The organism is Arthrobacter sp. LjRoot78, from assembly GCF_964254335.1.
GTDB lineage: Bacteria > Actinomycetota > Actinomycetes > Actinomycetales > Micrococcaceae > Arthrobacter.
This window is the reverse complement of the sequence record NZ_CAXUTG020000001.1, coordinates 4,378,697-4,398,880: the sequence shown is the minus strand read 5'-3', so window position 1 is coordinate 4,398,880 and position 20,184 is coordinate 4,378,697. Positions and strand designations below refer to the sequence as shown.

At 65.0% G+C, this 20,184-nt stretch carries 19 protein-coding genes and 1 rRNA gene; 13 read left to right on the top strand and 7 right to left on the bottom strand.

What is annotated here, in order from left to right:
* Positions 1-64 precede the first annotated feature (64 nt).
* Both ACSQ1X_RS20420 and ACSQ1X_RS20415 read right to left on the bottom strand, forming a co-directional pair.
* A complete protein-coding gene (locus ACSQ1X_RS20420) occupies positions 65-610 on the bottom strand; it encodes a TetR/AcrR family transcriptional regulator (protein WP_055800540.1) in 546 nt (181 codons plus the stop codon).
* Positions 607-2,559, bottom strand: a complete 1,953-nt coding sequence (locus tag ACSQ1X_RS20415) for an MFS transporter (protein ID WP_436059067.1) — start codon at positions 2,557-2,559, stop codon at positions 607-609. The genes ACSQ1X_RS20420 and ACSQ1X_RS20415 overlap by 4 nt, the downstream gene beginning before the upstream one ends.
* 255 nt (positions 2,560-2,814) lie before the next feature.
* Between ACSQ1X_RS20415 and ACSQ1X_RS20410 the strand changes: the two genes are divergently transcribed.
* The 6 genes from ACSQ1X_RS20410 to ACSQ1X_RS20385 all read left to right on the top strand — a co-directional run bounded on the left by ACSQ1X_RS20410 (position 2,815) and on the right by ACSQ1X_RS20385 (position 9,130).
* A complete protein-coding gene (locus ACSQ1X_RS20410) occupies positions 2,815-3,936 on the top strand; it encodes an iron-siderophore ABC transporter substrate-binding protein (protein ID WP_436059066.1) in 1,122 nt (373 codons plus the stop codon).
* 9 nt (positions 3,937-3,945) lie between these two features.
* Complete coding sequence (locus tag ACSQ1X_RS20405; protein ID WP_436059065.1) at positions 3,946-5,082, top strand: FecCD family ABC transporter permease; 1,137 nt, start codon at positions 3,946-3,948, stop codon at positions 5,080-5,082.
* A 131-nt stretch (positions 5,083-5,213) separates the two neighbouring features.
* Positions 5,214-6,257, top strand: coding sequence for a FecCD family ABC transporter permease (locus tag ACSQ1X_RS20400; RefSeq protein WP_436059376.1), 1,044 nt, complete (start codon positions 5,214-5,216; stop codon positions 6,255-6,257).
* A 1-nt stretch (position 6,258) separates the two neighbouring features.
* The gene (locus ACSQ1X_RS20395; protein WP_436059064.1) at positions 6,259-7,086 is read left to right on the top strand and encodes an ABC transporter ATP-binding protein; all 828 of its coding nucleotides are present in this window, start codon (positions 6,259-6,261) and stop codon (positions 7,084-7,086) included.
* Positions 7,083-8,123, top strand: a complete 1,041-nt coding sequence (locus tag ACSQ1X_RS20390; RefSeq protein ID WP_436059063.1) for a siderophore-interacting protein — start codon at positions 7,083-7,085, stop codon at positions 8,121-8,123. Before ACSQ1X_RS20395 ends, ACSQ1X_RS20390 begins: the two co-directional genes overlap by 4 nt.
* 155 nt (positions 8,124-8,278) lie before the next feature.
* On the top strand, positions 8,279-9,130 hold the full coding sequence (locus ACSQ1X_RS20385) for an SGNH/GDSL hydrolase family protein (RefSeq protein WP_436059062.1): 852 nt from the start codon (positions 8,279-8,281) through the stop codon (positions 9,128-9,130).
* Here ACSQ1X_RS20385 and ACSQ1X_RS20380 read toward each other — a convergent pair.
* Together ACSQ1X_RS20380 and ACSQ1X_RS20375 are read right to left on the bottom strand one after the other, a co-directional pair.
* Positions 9,127-9,414 carry a YciI family protein gene (locus tag ACSQ1X_RS20380; protein WP_436059061.1) on the bottom strand — a complete coding sequence of 96 codons (288 nt, stop codon included), beginning with the start codon at positions 9,412-9,414 and terminating at the stop codon, positions 9,127-9,129. The genes ACSQ1X_RS20385 and ACSQ1X_RS20380 overlap by 4 nt on opposite strands.
* A 63-nt stretch (positions 9,415-9,477) precedes the next feature.
* A complete protein-coding gene (locus ACSQ1X_RS20375; RefSeq protein ID WP_436059060.1) occupies positions 9,478-10,110 on the bottom strand; it encodes an NADPH-dependent F420 reductase in 633 nt (210 codons plus the stop codon).
* A 78-nt stretch (positions 10,111-10,188) separates the two neighbouring features.
* On the opposite strand from ACSQ1X_RS20375, the gene ACSQ1X_RS20370 reads away from it, so the two are divergent.
* The 3 genes from ACSQ1X_RS20370 (at position 10,189) to ACSQ1X_RS20360 (ending at position 13,387) form a co-directional block, all read left to right on the top strand.
* The gene (locus tag ACSQ1X_RS20370; RefSeq protein ID WP_028272376.1) at positions 10,189-10,668 is read left to right on the top strand and encodes a MarR family winged helix-turn-helix transcriptional regulator; all 480 of its coding nucleotides are present in this window, start codon (positions 10,189-10,191) and stop codon (positions 10,666-10,668) included.
* 87 nt (positions 10,669-10,755) lie between these two features.
* Complete coding sequence (gene glsA / locus ACSQ1X_RS20365) at positions 10,756-12,582, top strand: glutaminase A (protein WP_436059059.1); 1,827 nt, start codon at positions 10,756-10,758, stop codon at positions 12,580-12,582.
* Between the two features lie 43 nt (positions 12,583-12,625).
* Complete coding sequence (locus ACSQ1X_RS20360; protein WP_436059058.1) at positions 12,626-13,387, top strand: SGNH/GDSL hydrolase family protein; 762 nt, start codon at positions 12,626-12,628, stop codon at positions 13,385-13,387.
* 41 nt (positions 13,388-13,428) lie between these two features.
* On the opposite strand, the gene ACSQ1X_RS20355 is transcribed toward ACSQ1X_RS20360, so the two are convergent.
* The 3 genes from ACSQ1X_RS20355 to ACSQ1X_RS20345 form a co-directional block, all read right to left on the bottom strand.
* Positions 13,429-14,205 (bottom strand): FAD:protein FMN transferase, encoded by a 777-nt coding sequence (locus ACSQ1X_RS20355; RefSeq protein WP_436059375.1) that lies wholly within the window; start codon positions 14,203-14,205, stop codon positions 13,429-13,431.
* 67 nt (positions 14,206-14,272) lie between these two features.
* On the bottom strand, positions 14,273-14,854 hold the full coding sequence (locus ACSQ1X_RS20350) for an FMN-binding protein (RefSeq protein ID WP_436059057.1): 582 nt from the start codon (positions 14,852-14,854) through the stop codon (positions 14,273-14,275).
* The gene (locus ACSQ1X_RS20345) at positions 14,851-16,293 is read right to left on the bottom strand and encodes a ferredoxin reductase family protein (RefSeq protein WP_055800569.1); all 1,443 of its coding nucleotides are present in this window, start codon (positions 16,291-16,293) and stop codon (positions 14,851-14,853) included. Before ACSQ1X_RS20345 ends, ACSQ1X_RS20350 begins: the two co-directional genes overlap by 4 nt.
* Positions 16,294-16,767: 474 nt before the next feature.
* Here ACSQ1X_RS20345 and rpmB point away from each other — a divergent pair, with 474 nt between their 5' ends.
* The 4 genes from rpmB to ACSQ1X_RS20325 all read left to right on the top strand — a co-directional run bounded on the left by rpmB (position 16,768) and on the right by ACSQ1X_RS20325 (position 19,675).
* Positions 16,768-17,004 carry a 50S ribosomal protein L28 gene (gene rpmB, locus ACSQ1X_RS20340; protein ID WP_011693744.1) on the top strand — a complete coding sequence of 79 codons (237 nt, stop codon included), beginning with the start codon at positions 16,768-16,770 and terminating at the stop codon, positions 17,002-17,004.
* On the top strand, positions 17,004-17,171 hold the full coding sequence (gene rpmG, locus ACSQ1X_RS20335) for a 50S ribosomal protein L33 (RefSeq protein ID WP_011693743.1): 168 nt from the start codon (positions 17,004-17,006) through the stop codon (positions 17,169-17,171). The genes rpmB and rpmG overlap by 1 nt, the downstream gene beginning before the upstream one ends.
* A 5-nt stretch (positions 17,172-17,176) precedes the next feature.
* Complete coding sequence (rpsN, locus tag ACSQ1X_RS20330) at positions 17,177-17,482, top strand: 30S ribosomal protein S14 (protein ID WP_011693742.1); 306 nt, start codon at positions 17,177-17,179, stop codon at positions 17,480-17,482.
* A 667-nt stretch (positions 17,483-18,149) separates the two neighbouring features.
* Positions 18,150-19,675, top strand: a 16S ribosomal RNA gene (locus tag ACSQ1X_RS20325).
* The last annotated feature ends 509 nt before the right edge of the window (positions 19,676-20,184 follow it).

Sequence of the window (20,184 nt, the reverse complement as noted above, 5' to 3'; positions counted from 1 at the left end):
CCGGCCTAACCCGGCACCTCAACCCGGCCCGCCCGTCGGGGGGAAAGCGGCGGGTGGCGGTCCGTTACGGGCAGGCGTCGATCTGGGCCTGGACGATCGCCCCGTAGTGGGCCACCAGCTCATCGAAGTCCCAGCCGTCGAACATGCCAAGCGTGCGCACTGCCTCACCGAAGCCGGTCATCAGCGCCACCACCGTGGAAGCGTAGCGGCGGTCCGGCGTCGTGTCTTTCATAATCCCGGCCATGGCTGCGAGGTACCGTTCGCGTGTTTCCAGCCGCGCGGCGTCGGGCGTGGGGGAGTCCTGGATGGTGAACGGGAGCATCGCCCACGGTTCCTTCAGCCCGCGCTCTCGGCGCATCAGGACCCGGAACACCAGCGTGGCGCCCAGCTCGGCGGCCGGGACGTCGAGATCGGACAGCAGCGACTCGTCGGGCTTGGCGGCGGCAAACAGTTTTTCCTTGGAACCGTACAGCTTCATCACCAGCGCTGCCGAAACGCCGGCGTCGGAGGCGATGTCGCGGACGGTCACGCCCCGGTAGCCGCGTTCGCCGAACAGCCTCCCCGCAGAGTCCAGGATGGCGTCGCGGCTGGAAATCCCGGCGGTGCTCACGCGTCCACCAGCTGGCCGGCCGGAGTGTCGATCGTCAGGTCCGCCGTCACGGAGCGGTTGTCCACGGCCAGTTTCCGGGCCATGGCCTGGTGGGTCGCAGGGTGCAGCAAGGTCACGATGTAGCGGCCGGCCAGGGGCAGCGGCAGGGAATACCGGCCCTCGGAATCGGTCCGGGTTGTTGCCACATGTTCGCCGGAGGCCTGCAGGAGGGTCACCACCGCATCCGGAAGGACGGCACCTCCAACGGTCGCGGTTCCGGCCAGCTCCAGGCGGTCCTCGAGGTGGAAATTCTGCTGGAGCGTGCGGCCGTCAAAATCGAACACCTCAGCCATCGGAGCCCAGCCTGCGGCGTTGGCCACCATCAGGTACGTGCCCGCTCCGGGCAGCGCCACAGAGTAGTTGCCGTCACTGTCCACCCGGCTCCAGTCCACCGGTTCACCGCTGGTCTGGAGGACGGTGACGACGGCGGGAGCGACGGGGCGGCGGTCAGCCGTCAGGACGCGTCCCTGCACCACGAGCTCGTTGGCGGCCTGTGCGGGAAGCGCTGCCGTGGCGGCGGCCGCGGCCCGGGGAATGAACACCGCGGCCACCATGGAGGCCGTGGACGCAAGGGCCGCCATCCAGAAGACGTCCTTGAATGCCTCGAACGACGGCAACCGGGCGGACCCCACGGTGAGGGTCACGGAGGTGAGGACGGCGGCAACGGCAGCACTCGACGTCGACGTTCCGATGGACCGCACCAGGCTGTTGAGGCCGTTGGCCGAGGCTGTCTCGGTGATGGGGACGGCGCCCATGATCAGGGTGGGCATCGCCGCGTAGGCGATCGCCGTGCCGATGCTGACCACCGTGGAGCCGATGATCACCGAGGCGATGGAGTCCCAGAAGAAGACGCGGCCCACGTAGCCCACCACCATGACCGCGGCGCCCGCGATCAGCGCGGACTTCCCGCCGAACCGGCGGATGATGCCGCCGGAAACGGGAGCGAAAACCACCATGGCCAGGCCGGAAGGAACCATGCAGAGGCCGGCCGTGATCACGCTCAGCTGGAAACCGTAGCCGGTGGAGGTGGGCAGCTGGAGCTGCTGGGTGGTCAGGAGCATGTTGGCGAACATGGCGAAACCCACCAGCAGGGATGCCAGGTTGGTCAGGAGGACGGGCCGCCTGCCGGAGGTGCGGAGGTCCACCATCGGCTGGCTGACCTTCAGCTCGTACGGGAGCCAGGCGGCCAGGAGAACAGCCGCGGCAAGGAACAGCAGCAGTACCGGCTCGGAACCCCAGCCCCACGACCCGCCCTTGGAGATGGCCAGCAGCAGTGCCGCCAGCGCCGCGGACAGAATCACCGCGCCAAGGTAATCGAACCGTCCCGGCGTGCGCACTTTCGATTCGGGGACCGCCAGGACGACGGCGGTGAGCAGCAGGCTGCCGGCTGCGGCGGAGACCCAGAAGATGGATTCCCAGCCCAGGCTTTCGTAGAGCAGCCCGGCGAGCGGGAGGCCCAGGGCGCTGCCGATGCCCAGCGTGGCGCTCATCAGGGCGACGGCGGACCCCATCTTTTCCTTGGGCAGTTCGTCGCGCATGATGCTGATGCCCACGGGGATCAAGGCCGAGGAGAACCCCTGCAGTGCCCGGCCGACGATGAGCCAGAGGAAGCTTCCGCCAACCGCGGCCACGATGGAGCCGGCAACCATGATGGCCAGGCAGATCACCATCATCTTCCGTTTCCCGTACATGTCCGCACTCCGGGAAACGATGGGGGTGGCCACCGCGCTGGACAGGAGTGTGGCGGTGACGAGCCAGGAGGCGTCGTCGGCGGTCACTCCGAGGATGCCCGGGAAGTCCGGAAGGAGCGGCACCACGAGGGTCTGCATCAGCGCCACCACGGTTCCGCTCAGCGCGAGGACGGCCGTGATGGCGCCGGGGGACAGGGATTTACTGCGTGTTTGGGGCATGAGGAGGCGGAACCTTCGGGGCGTGAGGCGGCCACAAGGGGGTGAACGCGCGTTTACTCTCATACCAGTGAACCACCGTTCACCCCTCCGCATCAAGAAAATTCGGGGTGCGACGGCTCACATTGGCCGCGTCTTGCCCGCATGATCTCCTCGCCCGGGCAATCATTGAGACAATTACGTTACGCAAAGCTTCCTTAATTCGTAGAAGGATAGGCTAGCCTTACTTAGGTTCGCATCATTGACCTAAGGAGTTCCGTGACTTCCCCCCTCTTCTCCGGCCTCGGCGCCGGCCGCAGCGGCCTGGCCGCCGGCCCGTCCCGCCGCGTGCTGCTCAAGACCGCCGGCAAGGCAACCGCCGTTCTGGCTGCGGCCGCGCTCTCGCTCACCGCCTGCTCCACCGGTCCGGCGGCATCCGGTACCGGTACTGCAGCGGCCAGCCAGTCCGCCAGTTCGCAGTTCCCCGTCACCATCAAGCACGTCTTCGGTGAGACAACCATCGAGTCGCAGCCGCAGCGGGTCGTCACGGTTTCCTGGGTCAATGACGACGTCGCACTCGCCCTCGGCGTTGTGCCGGTGGGCGTCCCCAAGAACGAATGGGGCGGCAATGACAAGGGCTCCACGCCGTGGAAGGACGCCAAGCTCGAGGAACTGGGGGCGGGCTTCGGCACCGAGAAGGCTCCGGTCCAGTTCTCCGAGGCCGACGGCATCAACTTCACCGAGATCGCCAAGCTCAACCCGGACGTCATCCTGGGCGCCTACTCCGGCCTGACGGAAGAGGACTACAAGAAGCTCAGCGAAATCGCGCCGGTCGTCGCCCACCCCGAGATCGCCTATGGGACCTCCTGGCAGGATTCCACCAGCATCATCGGCAAGGCCCTGGGCAAGGAGTCGGAGGCCACCAAACTGGTGTCGGACACCGAAGCCACCATCAAGGACAAGGTCTCCAAGTACCCGCAGCTGGCCGACAAGAGCTTCATCTACGGCAACCTGGAGCCCGCCAAGAGCGACGGCGTCAATGTCTACACGGCCAAAGACAACCGGCCGCGGTTCCTGTCGGAGATCGGCATGAAGCTGGCCCCGGTTGTGGAGGAGAACTCGAAGGGCTCCAAGGAGTTCTTCATCCCGTGGTCCGCTGAGAAGGCCAACGAGCTCGAATCGGACATCTTCGTGACCTGGGTTCCTGACTCCGCCACCACTGATTCCATCAAGGCCGACCCCCTGCTGGGCCAGATCCCGGCCATCAAGAGCGGCGCCCTGGTTGCCGACTCGGACAACACGCTCACGCTGTCCATCTCGGCGTCATCGCCCCTGAGCCTGCCGTGGTCGCTCGACACGTTCCTGCCGCAACTGGCCAGCGCAGCGGACAAAGTGAAGTAAGCACCCACCATGACACCAAGTACGACGACGGCGGGACAGCGCGATGACCTAAGCTCACCTTCCAGCCGCCCCGCCCAGCGCGAACGGACACTTAAGGCCCTGCAAGCAGCCGAAGCTGCAGCCGGAAAAGGGCCGCAAGTGCCCGTTCGGGCTGCAGGTCGGCAGGCCGCCTGGCTGCTGGCCGCCGTCGTCGTACTCGTGCTTGTTTCCGCAGTGTCGCTGGCCGTCGGCGCCCGCGGGCTTCCCTTCGAAACCGTGTGGCAGGCGCTGACCCAGTTTGATCCCGCCAACGGCGACCACGCGGTGGTGCACGCGCGCATCCCGCGCACCGCCCTGGGCCTCCTCGCCGGCGGGGCCCTCGGCCTGGCCGGCGCCGCCATGCAGGGTGTGGCCCGCAACCCGCTGGCCGACCCCGGCATCATGGGGGTCAACGCCGGAGCCGCGCTGGCCGTCGTCACCGGCATTTACGTTTTCGGGATCTCCTCCCTGACCGGCTACATCTGGTTCGCGTTCATCGGCGCCGCGGCAGCTGCCGCCGTCGTCTACCTGGTCGCTTCGCTGGGCAGGGACGGTGCGACGCCGGTGAAACTCGCCCTCGCGGGCGCCGCCCTGAGCGCCGGACTGTACTCGCTGATGAACGTCATCCTGGTCTCGAGCCAGGACACCCTGGACCGGTTCCGGTTCTGGCAGGTGGGCGGAATCGCCGGCCGGGACTGGTCCGTGGTGCTGCCCGGCGTGCCGTTCCTTATTCTCGGCGCAGGCATCGTGCTGGCTACCGGCCGCGTCCTCAACAGCCTCGCCCTGGGCGACGACATCGCCCGCGGCCTCGGCGAGCGGGTGGGCCTGGTCCGCGGCGTAACTGCCCTGGGCATTGTGCTGCTCTGCGGAGGCGCCACCGCCCTCGCCGGTCCCATCGGCTTCGTGGGGCTCGTCATTCCGCATGCCGTCCGCTTCCTCACCGGGCCCGACTACCGCCGGATCCTGCCCTTTTCCCTCGTCCTGGCCCCGGCGCTCCTGCTGTCCGCGGACATCCTGGGCCGCGTGGTCCTCCTGCCCGGCGAAGTCCCGGCGGGAATCATGACGGCCCTCGTGGGCGCGCCCGTCTTCGTGTGGCTGGTCCGCCGCGGGAAGGGGGCCGGACTGTGAGCAAGTCGGACCTCGCACACGTTGGGCGTGAACTGGGAGACAACGCCCCCAGTTCCGAGCGGAGTGTTGGGCCCGGTGCTGAGCGCGAACGGGCAGATAATGCCCTCAAAACCGCGAAAACAGGGCGTTATCTGTCCGTTCGCGCTACCGCCCGGACCCGGACCGCCGTGCTGGCGGTCGCCGTCGTCGTCCTGTTCGCGGTCAGCGTGCTGCTGGGCAGTTACACCGTGACCATCCCCGACTTCTTCAAGATCCTGCTCGCCCACCTCACCGGCGGCCAGAAGATCCCCGGCGCAAGCTTCATCGTGATGGAAAACAAGCTTCCCCGCGCGGTGATAGGCACCATGATCGGGGCCGCGTTCGGCCTGGCCGGCGCCCTCTTCCAGACCATGCTCCGCAATCCGCTGGCCAGCCCGGACGTTATCGGCATCAGCTACGGGGCCAGCGCCGCCGCGGTCACTGCAATCGTGGTTTTCGGCGCGTCCGGGGCCGCGGTGTCCGGCGCCGCCCTCGCCGGTGCGCTGGCCGTGGCCGCGCTCATCTACGCCATCTCCCGGGGCGGCTCACTGGGGTCCGGCGGCGGCAATCGCGGCAATGCGGCGGGCAGCCGGCTGATCCTGGCGGGCGTTGGCATCGCGGCCGCCCTTCACGCCATGGTGAGCTTCCTGATGACGCGGGCGGACATCCGCACCGCCGCCGACGCCCTGGTGTGGCTGAACGGCTCCCTCAATTCCGCCAGCTGGGACCGCGCCGGAGTCCTGGCCCTTGCCCTGCTGGTCCTCATCCCGGCCGCAGCCGCTCTTTCCGGACCTCTCCGCATCCTGGAACTCGGCGACGACGCCGCCGCCGGACTCGGCATCCGGGTCGGCTTCACCCGGCTGGCCGTGGTGGTTGTCGCCGTGGCCCTCGCCGCGGTGGCGACGGCGGCAGCCGGCCCCGTTGCGTTCGTCGCCTTCCTGGCCGGTCCCATCGCCCGACGCTTCACTGCCAAAGCCAGCCTCCCGGCGTCGGCCTTCGTCGGGGCACTGATCGTGCTGGCCGCGGACTGCTTCGCCGCGAATATCGCACCTCTCCTGCTGGGCGGCACCGTGCTGCCGGTAGGCGTGGTCACCGGCGCCCTGGGCGCCCCGTTCCTGCTGTGGCTGCTGGTCACTTCCAATCGAAAGGATGCCTGAGATGGCTCTTCTGCGCGCCACGGACCTCACCCTCAAGTACGCCCAGCGCACGGTGGTTGACGGGCTGCACGCTGAAATTCCCGAAGGCAAAGTGACCATGATCGTGGGCGCCAACGCCTGCGGCAAGTCCACCCTGCTTCGCGGACTCTCCCGGCTGTTGAAGCCCGCGGCCGGAACCGTGACCCTGGACGGCAAGGACATCCACAGCCGCTCCGCCCGCGACGTCGCCCGGACCCTGGGCCTCCTGCCCCAGCATCCCACCGCACCGGACGGCATCACGGTCCGCGACCTGGTGGGACGCGGGCGGTACCCGCACCAGGGCTTCTTCCGCAGTTGGAGCGCAGGCGACTTGTCGCAGCACGATCTCGCGGTGCAGCGCGCGCTGGAGGCCACCGAAACGCTGGAACTCGCCGGGCGCAACGTGGACGAACTATCCGGCGGCCAGCGCCAGCGCGTCTGGATCGCGATGGCGCTCGCACAGGAAACCGACGTGCTGCTCCTGGACGAGCCCACCACCTACCTGGACCTCGCACACCAGGTGGAAGTGCTGGACCTGGTCACGGACCTGAACCGCACGCGCGGCACCACCGTGGCCATCGTCCTCCACGACCTGAACCTCGCGGCGCGGTATGCGGACCACGTGATTGCCCTGAAGGGCGGCCGGATCGTGGCCGAAGGTACATCCACCCATGTGGTCACTGAGGACCTGGTCCGGGACGTCTTCGGCCTGGAATCGCGGGTGCTTCCCGATCCCATTTCCGGCACCCCACTGATCATTCCGCTCGGCCGGCACCACACCACTGCAACTGAACTGGAGCTCGTTTCATGAAAACCCGCGACATTGCCACCACCGAACCCATGACCCTGGCGTTCGACGTGACGGTCACCGCCGTCCAGGAACTGAGCCCCAACTTCCGCCGCATCACTTTTGGCGGGTACTCCCTGCGCGACTTCGGTGTCCACGGCGGCACCCTGGATCTGCGCGTGAAGCTGATGATCCCGTCGCTTGCCGAGGACGGCACCCAACTGCCGTTGCCTGTTTTCCAGATGGAGCAGACCGGCTGGTACCGGGAATGGCTGGCCATGGATCCGGCGACGCGCGGCTCCATGCGCACTTACACCGTCAGGCAGGAACGGCTCGACGCCGTCTACCCCGAGATCGACGTGGATTTCGTGATGCACTTCGACGCCGCAGGCAACGGCGGCCCCGCAGCCAACTGGGCACTGGGCGCCAAACCCGGGGACGCGCTTACCATCATCGGCCCCAACAACCGTGCCGCGCACTGCGTCACGGCGGAGATCTACTCCGGCATCGAATGGCGTCCGGGACTGGCCCAGCGCGTGCTCCTCGCGGGCGACGAAACCGCTGTTCCCGCCATCAGCGCCATCCTCGAAAGCCTTCCGGCATATATGAGCGGGCACGCTTTCCTTGAGGTCCCCGAGGCCGGTGACTTCCTGGACCTGAAGTCGGACGCCGACGTCGAAATCACCTGGCTGGCACGCGGCGCCTCGATCGGACGCTCACGTCGGCACGGCGAACTCCTGCAGGAAGCCGTCCGCGCCGCCGTTCCCGAGCCGGGCTGGGTGGGCATCAAGGCCGAGTCCGGCGGGGCCGGCCCGGAACCGGAAGACGTGGACGTGGACCAGGACATCCTCTGGGAAACGCCCGCGAGGATGGAAACCGCGGCCATCGCTGCCACGAAGAACCCCGGAATGCCCGCGGGTGCCATGCCGTTCTACGCCTGGATTGCCGGCGAGGCGGGAGTCATCAAGGACATGCGCCGGTACCTGGTGCGCGACGTCGGGATAGACCGCAAGCAGGTGGCCTTCATGGGCTACTGGCGGCAGGGGAAAGCCGAGCTGTAGGGCCCCGAGTCCCGCGCCGGCTGCAACGCTCTCTCACCTTTCGCTGCTATTTTCCAATCCCTCTCGCACTTCCTGCGGGTATTTTCTGATCCCTCTCGCAGATCCTGTCGTCGGCCGTTAACCCTGCCGTTTCTTTGTGTGGTTAGGGTGCGGGGATGGGTTCATTTCCTTTGCTTCCGGACAGGAACGGGCGACGGCGGTTTGTTGCCTTGGGGGATTCGTTCACCGAGGGCGTGGGGGATCGGAGCAAGCGGCTGCCCAACGGGGTGCGCGGCTGGGCCGACCGGGTTGCTGAGAAGCTGGCCAAGGCCGAACCCGGGTGGGAGTACGCGAACCTCGCTATCCGCAGCAAGAGGCTTCGGCACATCATCGATGAGCAACTGGAGCCGGCGCTCGCCATGCAGCCGACCCTGGTGACCCTGTACGCCGGCGGCAATGACATCCTGGATTTCGGTACCGATGTGGATGCGCTCATGGCCGAGTACGAATCGCTCGTGGCCCGGCTGGCAGCCACGGGTGCCACCGTAGTGCTATTCACCGGTTTCGACGTCAAGGTGTCCGCTGTCCTGGAGCCACTCAAGAAGCGCAACATCGCCTACAACCGCCGCGTCCGGGAAATCGCGGCCAGGTACAACGCGGTGCTGGTGGATTATTGGTGCTTCGATGCGTTCCACGACCGGCGGATGTGGGACTCGGACCGGCTGCACATGTCCAAAGCGGGGCACAAATACCTGGCCGGCCAGGTCCTGGACCATTTGGGCGTGCCGCACAAGATCAGCCCGCTGGAGTGGGAACCGCCGTCGAAACTGAGCCTGCGGGAGTGGGAACAGGCGCAGCGGCGCTGGGTGCATGACTGGGTGTTGCCACTTTTTGGCCGCAAGCTGCGCGGCGTCACCCTCGGGGACAGGCTAAGCCCGCGCTGGCCGGAACCGGTCAAAGTTCCGCGGAAGGGTGGCCTCAAGAAACTCCTTGAGAAGGCGCCGGCAGCTGCGCCCGAGGGGAACTAGCTGTCCAGGAGGTTTTCGTAGCCCGGAGCAACCCTGCCGGCGTGGAATTCCTCGACGTCGAACTCCGCGACACCGTTCGTGTAAAAAGGGTCCTTGACCAGCGACGCGTCCAGGCTGGCCCGGTCCGCGTTGGACAGCAGCAGCGCGCCGGTGCGGGGGATCTTCCGGCCGGCCACAATAAAGATCCCCTGGTCGAAGGCATCCTGCAGCCACGCGACGTGCGCCTTGAGATGGAAATCGACGATCTCTTCGGGAACCTTGTAGGTCAGGGAGACTACGTACATGCGGCCAGCCTACCGGTTACCCGCTGGCCCGGCGAGGAGCTCCCGGCCACGCCGGCCGGGCACCTACGGAAGCAGTTTCAGTGCGCTGTTCCAGTTGTACTCAGGGTGGGCATTGCCAGCCTGCAGCCCCATGATCAGCAGCTGAAAGGCTTCCAGCTCCCGCGCGCGGCGCAACGGCCCCACATCGACGGCGCGCAAACCGGAATCATTGACGAAGCTGGCCACGGCAGCCTTCGCATCGGCGGAATCGCCGGCCAGCAGGACGTCCAGCGTCTGTCCGGCCACTTCCCCGGCAGCCAGTGTGGAGGCGAAGACCGTGTTGAAGCCCTTGACCACGGTTGCGCCGGGAACCAGAGCCTGGATCTCCTCGGCTGCGGAGCTCCCGGCAGGCACTGTCAGGGAGTCGAACGTTTCCGTATCCACAGGGTTGCAGACATCCACGATCGTCTTGCCGTTGAGCGCTTCGCCGTAGTGACCGGCGATGTCCTTGGACACCTCGAAGTGGGTTGCAAGGACAACAATGCTGCCCTCAATTTCCTGGCCGGTTGTTCCGGCGGAGGCATTCGTCTCGGACGCGAGGGCGGATGCGGCGACTGCATCCCGGCTAAGGATCTGGATGCTGCGGCCGGCACTGGCGGCGCGGGCGGCGATCGCTGCCGCCATGTTGCCGGTACCGATGATCGTGATGTCAGTCATGCTGCTTCCTTAGATCGGAACGGCTGCTCAGCCAGCGGGGCTTGAACTGTCAATGATTTTTTCTCCTAGGATGTATCCATGACCGAACCCCGCTGGCTCAACGCTGACGAACGCCGCGCCTGGCTGGCCCAGCTGAGCATCAACACCTTGCTCCCGGCAGCGCTGGACACCAAAATGCACGCCGCGGGCAAGCTTTCGCTTTTCGACTACAACGTACTCGCCATGCTCTCCGAAGCGGAAGGCCGCTTCCTTCCCATGAGCGAACTCGCCGCCCGGACCAGCGCCTCGCTGTCGCGGTTGTCGCATGTGGTCACCAAGCTGCAGAACCGCGGGTGGGTGGAACGCCGTCCGCATCCGCGCGACGCGCGTGTCACCACCGCCCATCTGACCGACGACGGCATGGCGACGATCGTTGAGCTGGCGCCCGGCCATGTGGAAGCCGTCCGCTCGCTGTTCCTTGACGCACTCTCCGAGCGGGACGTTGCCGACCTGGCCCGCATTGGCGAGAAGATCGTGGGTCGGCTGGACGCGGATCACTGGATCCTGCGCGAGTCCTGAACCGCGAGTCCTGAACCGCGAGTCCTGAACCGCGATTCCTGACGAGCGACGCGACCCAACGCGGGCGCCGGCCGTAGTGTTGGGTCCATGGAATCGCCCATCCAGAGCTACCTGCAGCAGATCCACGCCGAGATCGCCCAGCTCAAGGATGGCAAGCCTTACAGCACCATCCCGGCAATGGCCAACGTGGATCCGGACCGCTTCGGCATTGCGCTGGCCACCGTCGACGGCCAGGTCTATGAGGTGGGGGACACCCGCGCGGAATTCACCATCCAGTCCATCTCGAAACCGTTCACCTACGGGCTGGCCCTTGAAGACCTTGGCAACGACGCCGTGGATGCAAAGGTGGATGTCGAACCCTCCGGCGACTCCTACAACGAGATCTCGTTGGCAGAGGGGACGGGCCGCCCGGCGAACGCCATGATCAACGCGGGAGCACTCACCGCTACATCACTGATCAATGGATCCGGCGGCCAGTCCAGCTTCAAACGGATTCTCAGCACGTATTCAGCATTCGCGGGCCGTCAGCTTTCCGTGGACCAGAAGGTCTTCGAGTCTGAGCTGAAACACGGGCACCGTAATACGGCGCTGGCCCACCTGCTGCGCTCCTTCAACATCATCGAGGACGACCCCACGCCTGTCCTGGAGGACTATTTCCGCCAGTGCTCGGTCCTGGTGAACAGCTTCGACCTCGCCATTATGGCCGCCACCCTCGCGAACGGCGGAAAGAATCCGCTCACCCACAGGCAGGTACTGGAGATCGGCCCGGTGGAACGGGTGTTGTCGGTGATGATGACTTCCGGCATGTACGACGACGCCGGCGCCTGGATCAGCAGCGTGGGCATGCCCGGCAAGAGTGGTGTTGCCGGCGGAATTATCGCCGTCCTGCCGGGCCAGGTGGGGCTGGCGGTCTACTCTCCGCCGCTCGATGAACACGGCGGCAGCGTCCGGGGGTTGGCCACCGCCCAGAGGCTTTCCCGGGACATGGAACTGCACTTCGTCAGGGCTGCGCGCGCGGGGCGTTCGGCCATCCTTGCCGCATACGACGTCACCGAAACGCCATCGGGCATCCGGCGCAATGCTGAAGCGTCCGACGTCCTCCGTGCCCACGGACACCGGGCGCGCGTCATTGAACTCAATGGTGACCTTCTCTTCGCCGGGACCGAATCAATGGTGCGCGAGCTCAGCAGCCTGGACGACGACGTCGAGCTGGTGGTTCTGGACCTTCGCCGGACCGATCAGGTCAGCGACGTCGCCCTGCGCATGCTCGACGTGGCGCGGGCGGGGCTGGCCGGCGCGCGCCGCGAACTGGTGCTGATCGAAGCGGACGGTGCCGTAGCGGAGTCTCTTGGCGAACGGAACGGGCACCCGGACGAGGCCGTACCTTCGTTTTCCTCCCGCAGCGCCGCCGTCGAATTTTGCGAAAACCGGCTGTTGGCAAAGTACGGGAACAGCCTGCTGCTCAGGGACCACGTTCCGGTCACGGATTCGCCCGCGCTGGCGCCGCTCGACGAGGCGGACGCGCTGGCCCTGCAAGGCCTCATGACGGCGAAGAAATACGACGACGGCGACGTCATCCGCCGCATCGGGCTGCGGTTTGGCGGGGTCTACTTCATTACCTCCGGCAAGGTCAGCAGTACGTCTTCCGGAGCCAACTCTGACCCGGTCAAGCTCAACACCCTCAGCGCCGGGATGACATTCGGCGAGCTGGCACTGGGCAGCGGCAACCGGCAGGAAACGACGGTCAGGGCGGACGGTCTCGTGGAGGTGATGGTGCTCAGTGCCGAGGCGATCTCCGAACTTGAGTCCAGCGATCCGAGGCTTGCCATCGCCCTGTGGAAAGCCCTGACCCGGGATGTCTACACGCGGGTGGAACAATACCTGCGTGAGTCAGCCGTCCGGATCCGGGGATAGCCGCCGCTTTGTTGCTCGCGGCAACGGGTGGCAGACTATCGATATGGATTTTTCCGCCCGATATGTAGCCTTGGGAGATTCGTTCACGGAAGGCGTCGGCGATGATGATCCGGCCCGCCCCAACGGAGTGCGGGGCTGGGCGGACCGCGTGGCTGAGCAGCTCGGTGCCGCGGACCCGTCCTTCGGCTACGCCAACCTCGCCATCCGGGGCCGGAAGCTTCGGCAGATCATGGCCGAGCAGGTGGATGCCGCCGTCGAACTTAAACCCACGCTGGTGACCATTTATGCGGGGGCCAATGACATCCTCCGTCCCAGGATCGACATCGACGACCTTTTGGCCGAGTACGACGCCGGCATCCGCAAGTTGAGTGCGACAGGTGCCACCGTTGTGATGTTCACAGGCTTCGACGCCCGCGGCTCCAAGGTTTTCGGCACGATGCGCGGCCGCACCGCCATTTATAACGAGCTGGTGCGCGGTATTGCAGGAGACCACGGCGCCCTGCTGGTGGACTACTGGCGCTTCAGCGAATATTACGACTGGGGCATGTGGGCCACCGACCGGATGCATATGTCCGCCGCCGGCCACGCGAACATGGCGAAGAGGGTGCTGACGGTCCTCGAACACGATCACTCCATCGATGTCCCGCCCATGACGCCCGTGCCTGAGCTGAGCCGGGCCGACGCCATCAGGGCGAATGCGCGCTGGGTGCGGGAGTTTGCCGGACCCTGGGTGGTCCGCCGGGTCACGGGCAAGTCCTCGGGCGACGGCCTTCAGCCGCGATACAGCCAGCTCACACGCCTCTGACCTTCGCCGCGAGCCGTTCGCCGCGAGCCGTTCGCCGGAAATTATCGCCTGAAGCCGGGCGTCGCGAGCAGTCCGCCGCCTGCCCGCACGGCCAATACCTCGATATTCCACCCGTCCGTGGCGCGGTCCAGCATCGGCATCCCGCCGGCCACGATCGCCGTCGCCAGCACGTCGGCCGTCACGATGTCCGCCGCCGCAACCGAAACCTGGCGGAATGCCGGGGCTGCACGGACTACGCTGGCTGCGCCGGTCCCTGCGCCGGCAGCCCAGATATGGTCTCCCCGTTCCGCGGAACCGGACGTGGCCAGTGCCAGCTTTGCCCCCGCTTTGCCTCCCAGCGGGTAGCCGGCAATCAGGGTCCGGCGGTCCTCCGGATCCACGATCCCGGCCCGCCACGTCTCATTGGAGCCGGAACCCGGGCTCCCGGCTCCGGGCGATCCGCTCACCAGCACATCGCCGCCGGCGTTCAGGCACCAGTCGGGTAGGCCCAGGGCGAGCAGGGATATGCCCGCCTCCTGGATCGCATATCCCTTGACGATCCCGGAAAGGTCGAGCACGCCGTCGGGCCGTTCCGGCGTAAACGCACCTTCGGTCAGCAGCCGCCAGCCGACGGCGTCCGCGTAGAGCCGGCGCATGACTTCGGAGGCGTCCGGGAGTTTGATCTCGGCGCGCGCCAACCTGCTGGCCTCGGAATCGGCGCGGTACAGGCTGAACGTTTCGTCCAGCCCGGCAAAAAGCCGTTCGACGACGGCGGTGGCCGCTACCAGCTCGTCCGCGCCTGAAGCCGCGGGCAGGGTCAGGCTGACCACCGTTCCCATGCAGCTGAAGGTCCTGGCCCGCAACGACGGCGCCTCCAGCGGCTGGGCTTCGGCTCCGGTTTGCGGATCAGAGATTCGCTGCATCGATGGCCGCCTGGAGGGAGTTCAGATAAGCGACGCTGGTCACGGTGGCGCCTCCGATGGTCTGGACGTCGGCCGACTGGGCGGCGAGGACTTCGGACCTGAGGAGGGGCGCTGCCCGGTTGCTGATCTGGACGGATTTGCGGTCGTCGTCGGTCAGCTGCAGGGCCTCCACATCGGTGATGGCGCCGGCCTTTACCGTGATCTGGACCTGGACTGCACCGAAGCGCGTCTGCACCACACTGCCGGTGTAGGTTCCCCCGGCCTTCGCGGCGGCTCCGGTAGTGGGCTCTGCAGCCGCACCCGAATCCGTTCCGGCGGTGCCGGTGCCGGCGCCGGAGGATCCCGTGCCGCTGGCGCCCGTATCCGTAGACCCCGAGCTGGAGCTGGAGGAACCGGTGGAACCGGTGGCGCCGGTAGCGCCCGTAGCGCCGGTGGTTCCGTTGATGCCTGCCGAGGTGCTGGCCGCGGCGCTCCGCGTGTCCTCCACGTGGATGCCTGATTGCCATCCCGCAAGCAGGATGCCCGCGGAGGCAAGTGCTGCCGATACTGCTGCGCGTATTCTCACCAGTCAAACCTTTCGTAGTGGAGTTGGTCTTCCCTGACGCCGGCGGCGCGGGCATCGGCAATCACGTTCCGTGCCCACGCGGCCGGCCCGCAGACGTAGACATCCGCGTCTGCGATTTCGGGGGCGTAGTCCGCCAGCCGATGACCGGCGTTGGTGGCGCTGTCCGGGAGCCAGCTTCCTGTGTGCCGGGCCGAACGGGCGCCGGTCAGGTGGAACACTGTGGCGCCACGGTTCCGGGCCAGGTCCAGGATCTCGTCGCCGAGGTACAGTTCCTGCTCGCTGCGGCCCCGAAGGATCACGGTGGCCTGCCCCGGGGCGAAGGGCGTCGATTCAAGGAGGGCCCGCAGCGGCGTGATGCCGATGCCTGCTCCGATCATCACTACACGGTCCCGGCTCCTTGCCGCGGTGCTGAAGATGCCGTAGGGCCCCTCCACCGCCACTTTCGTCCCGGGCTTCACGCCTGCCAGCTGGGCCGATCCCCTGCCGAGGTTCCGGACCGTGATCCTCAACAAGCCGCGCCCGGAGGCGTCGAACTGCAAGGGCTCGGCCGAGAGGCTGAACGGATGCGGGTGCCACCACAAGCCCGGTGCCAGGAAACGCCAGATGAAGAACCTTCCGCCGGTTCCGGCCAGCTCGTTGAGCCGTAGCCCGTGCATTTCAATGCTGACCACGCCGGGTGCCACCTGCACCACCCGGCTGACGGTGAGCTGATGGCGGAACGTCGCAATGACCGGTTCCAGGACGCGGTAATGCAGGAGGGCCGCGCCGGTGGCGATGCACACCGCCAGCCAGTACCAGCGCTGCCACGTACCTTCGGCGAACAGCCCGCCTACGCTGAACTGATGGGGCAGCGAGGTTGCGACGGCGGCATAAGTCAGCAGGTGCACCGCGTACCAGAACTCGTAGGGAAAACGCCGGCGGACTGCAACCAGGGACGTCACCACCACTGCGATAAAGAGCGCCATGGAGATGAAGGCCAGCCACATATCCGGCACCAGCACCCACAAGGACACCGCTTCGCTGACGGGGTCCAGCCCTTCGGTCATTCCGTAGCCGATGGCAATCAGGATTCCGTGCGCCAGCAGGAGGTAGAGCGATGGTTTGCCGAGCTTCCGGTGGAACTCCAGGGCACGGTCGTGGCCGACGGTCTGGTCGATGAGCGGAATCCTTGCTGCGAGCAGCAGCATGAGTAGGACCAGGTCCATGCCGGCCAGTCCGGCCACGATACCCAAGGAGGTGAAAGCGCCGGCGAGTGTCGAGAATCCCGAGGTACCGCCGTCGGCCAGCCACAACGCCACGGCGGCGGCGATGGAGGCCCAGGCAGCCGTTGCCAGCAGGTCCGTGCGGAGCAGGCGACGGCGGTGCCTGGCCCTGAAAGAGCCCGGCCCCTTACGGTCCCGGGAACCGGCGGGCAAAGCCGGCAGGAGGTGTGTGTTCATGCTTCAACGGTGCGGCCGGTACCTTTCATTCTGCTGTGAAAAGACTGCGGCGCCGATGTGACTTGGAAACGGTGAGGCAGCCGGGCTTATACACCCGCGGAGGGCAACGGCGGCTACCCGATTCGCCTTTAATTAGTCAAGCTCGTAGACTTGGTAGGCGCTAGGTGGCGCGGAGCGTGTGCAATTGCTCCGGTTGGCGGGATCTGTCCTCAATATCGACAGTCCTCAAGGCCGGTAGTTAGGGGCTCAAGTTGCGTGCACTCCTGTATTCGCCCAGTATCCCGGTACTTCGCAGAGGATTCTTCTGCCCGGTACTCGTGGCCCATCATGTTCCCCGCAGTGCGGAAAACAGCCGGTTATGCCGGCTGCCGACGCCTGCGGAACGCGCGATGTGAGCTGGATGCGGACGCCGCCTGTCGCACGGTACGCGGAACTCTGCGGACCGTTTCATTTATTTTCATGAGGAGAGTCGTCATGGCAGCACACTGCCAGGTGACCGGAGCCGAGCCGGGCTTTGGACACAGCATTTCGCACTCGCACCGTCGCAACAAGCGCCGGTTCGACCCGAACATCCAGAAGAAGCGCTACTGGGTTCCGTCCCTGCGCCGTAATGTCACCCTGCAGGTCTCTGCACGTGGCATCAAGACCATCGACGTACGTGGCATCGACGTTGTCGTAGCCGCCATCCTGGCACGAGGAGTGAAGCTCTAGTGGCAAAGGACAAGGACGTACGTCCGATCATCAAGCTCAAGTCGACCGCTGGCACGGGTTACACCTACGTCACGCGCAAGAACCGTCGTAACGACCCGGACCGCATGGTTCTGAAGAAGTACGACCCCCGCATCCGTAAGCACGTCGAATTCCGAGAGGAGCGCTAAGCACTATGGCTAAGAAGTCAATGATCGCTAAGAACGAACAGCGTAAAGTCATCGTCGAGCGCTATGCTGCAAAGCGCCTCGAACTGAAGAAGGCTCTGGTTGACCCTGCGTCAACCGACGAAGCACGCGAAGCTGCACGCCTCGGCCTGCAGAAGCTGCCCCGCAACGCCTCACCGGTACGTCTGCGTAACCGCGACATCATCGATGGCCGTCCCCGCGGTACCTTCCAGAAGTTCGGTATCTCCCGTGTTCGCTTCCGCGACATGGCTCACCGCGGTGAGCTCCCGGGCATCACCAAGTCTTCCTGGTAATTCAGTACAGCTGTTAGCTCAGCACTGCTGATTCCAGTGGTCTAAGAAGGGCCGGCAACCTCACGGTTGCCGGCCCTTCTTGCGTTTAACCGGCGCCGCCAGCCGCTGGTGATACAGCACACAGAACCCGAGTGCGACGCCGGCGCCCTGGAATGTGCCGACAGCACCCGTTTTGCCCCGGATTTGCGGGGTTTTGGAGCCATACGGGGGAGGGTTTGCGGTGGGGCCCAAGTAGGTGTATTGTTTTCTAAGTCGCCGAGAGGGGGCCGGCGAGAAGCTGGTTACCGGAGGCGGCCAAATCCCCTCTAAACAGCCTGAAAAACGGTTCGCCACTTGGCGTGCTGCATGACGGCGGGGTTGGTCTCGATGACCGGCAGATCGCAGAAATGCTGATTTGCTTTGATTCTTGAGATCGGGTAAGTTTGGAAAGTTGCTCCGGAGCGATCCGCGACTGTTTGTTGGTTGTGGTGGTGCCGGGTGTGTCTGTTGTTTGAGAACTCAATAGTGTGCCAAGTTTGTTGATACCAATTTATTTATATGGATTGGTTGAATTGACTGGATCCGCCACCCCGTGGTGTGGTCTGGTTTTTACAGCTGGTTTCAAATTTTGCAGCTTTTTTCTTCCGTTTTCCCGGGGGTTTTGAGTTGTGTTCGTTTTTGTTTTACTTCAACGGAGAGTTTGATCCTGGCTCAGGATGAACGCTGGCGGCGTGCTTAACACATGCAAGTCGAACGATGACCTCCAGCTTGCTGGGGTGATTAGTGGCGAACGGGTGAGTAACACGTGAGTAACCTGCCCTTAACTCTGGGATAAGCCTGGGAAACTGGGTCTAATACCGGATATGACTCCTCATCGCATGGTGGGGGGTGGAAAGCTTTTTGTGGTTTTGGATGGACTCGCGGCCTATCAGCTTGTTGGTGAGGTAATGGCTCACCAAGGCGACGACGGGTAGCCGGCCTGAGAGGGTGACCGGCCACACTGGGACTGAGACACGGCCCAGACTCCTACGGGAGGCAGCAGTGGGGAATATTGCACAATGGGCGAAAGCCTGATGCAGCGACGCCGCGTGAGGGATGACGGCCTTCGGGTTGTAAACCTCTTTCAGTAGGGAAGAAGCGAAAGTGACGGTACCTGCAGAAGAAGCGCCGGCTAACTACGTGCCAGCAGCCGCGGTAATACGTAGGGCGCAAGCGTTATCCGGAATTATTGGGCGTAAAGAGCTCGTAGGCGGTTTGTCGCGTCTGCCGTGAAAGTCCGGGGCTCAACTCCGGATCTGCGGTGGGTACGGGCAGACTAGAGTGATGTAGGGGAGACTGGAATTCCTGGTGTAGCGGTGAAATGCGCAGATATCAGGAGGAACACCGATGGCGAAGGCAGGTCTCTGGGCATTAACTGACGCTGAGGAGCGAAAGCATGGGGAGCGAACAGGATTAGATACCCTGGTAGTCCATGCCGTAAACGTTGGGCACTAGGTGTGGGGGACATTCCACGTTTTCCGCGCCGTAGCTAACGCATTAAGTGCCCCGCCTGGGGAGTACGGCCGCAAGGCTAAAACTCAAAGGAATTGACGGGGGCCCGCACAAGCGGCGGAGCATGCGGATTAATTCGATGCAACGCGAAGAACCTTACCAAGGCTTGACATGGGCCGGACCGGGCTGGAAACAGTCCTTCCCCTTTGGGGCCGGTTCACAGGTGGTGCATGGTTGTCGTCAGCTCGTGTCGTGAGATGTTGGGTTAAGTCCCGCAACGAGCGCAACCCTCGTTCCATGTTGCCAGCGCGTAATGGCGGGGACTCATGGGAGACTGCCGGGGTCAACTCGGAGGAAGGTGGGGACGACGTCAAATCATCATGCCCCTTATGTCTTGGGCTTCACGCATGCTACAATGGCCGGTACAAAGGGTTGCGATACTGTGAGGTGGAGCTAATCCCAAAAAGCCGGTCTCAGTTCGGATTGGGGTCTGCAACTCGACCCCATGAAGTCGGAGTCGCTAGTAATCGCAGATCAGCAACGCTGCGGTGAATACGTTCCCGGGCCTTGTACACACCGCCCGTCAAGTCACGAAAGTTGGTAACACCCGAAGCCGGTGGCCTAACCCCTTGTGGGAGGGAGCTGTCGAAGGTGGGACTGGCGATTGGGACTAAGTCGTAACAAGGTAGCCGTACCGGAAGGTGCGGCTGGATCACCTCCTTTCTAAGGAGCACCTACAGCCACCGTGCCCCGTGTATGCGGGTGTGGCGGGGTTGTCAGGAGTATATGCCCGTTGCGCAGACGAAAGTTCTGCGGCGGGTGCTCACGGGTGGAATATCAACAAATAGCGGCCGCCGGTTTTTTCCCTGCGCCTAGTACGGACCCTTGCTGTGAGTAATTGCGGCGGGTGTGTCCTGGAACGGTGCGGGGATGGGAGTGGTGGTTTAGTGTTTGGCACACTGTTGGGTCCTGAGGCAACAGGGCCGGGTGCTGCGGCTTTTTGGCTGTGGTGGTTCGGTACTTGTTTGTTTCTGGTTTCCTGGCTGCATCGATCGCATGGTTGCTTTGTCCTTTTTGTGGGGGCGGGTGTGTGTGGGGTGTGTGGTACGGGGTTGTTGTTTGAGAACTACATAGTGGACGCGAGCATCTTTTATAAGAAGCAATTTCCAAGAATATGAACCTGGATCTGGCTGCGCGTGATGGTGTCACCTTTTGGGGTGGTGTTGTTGGGT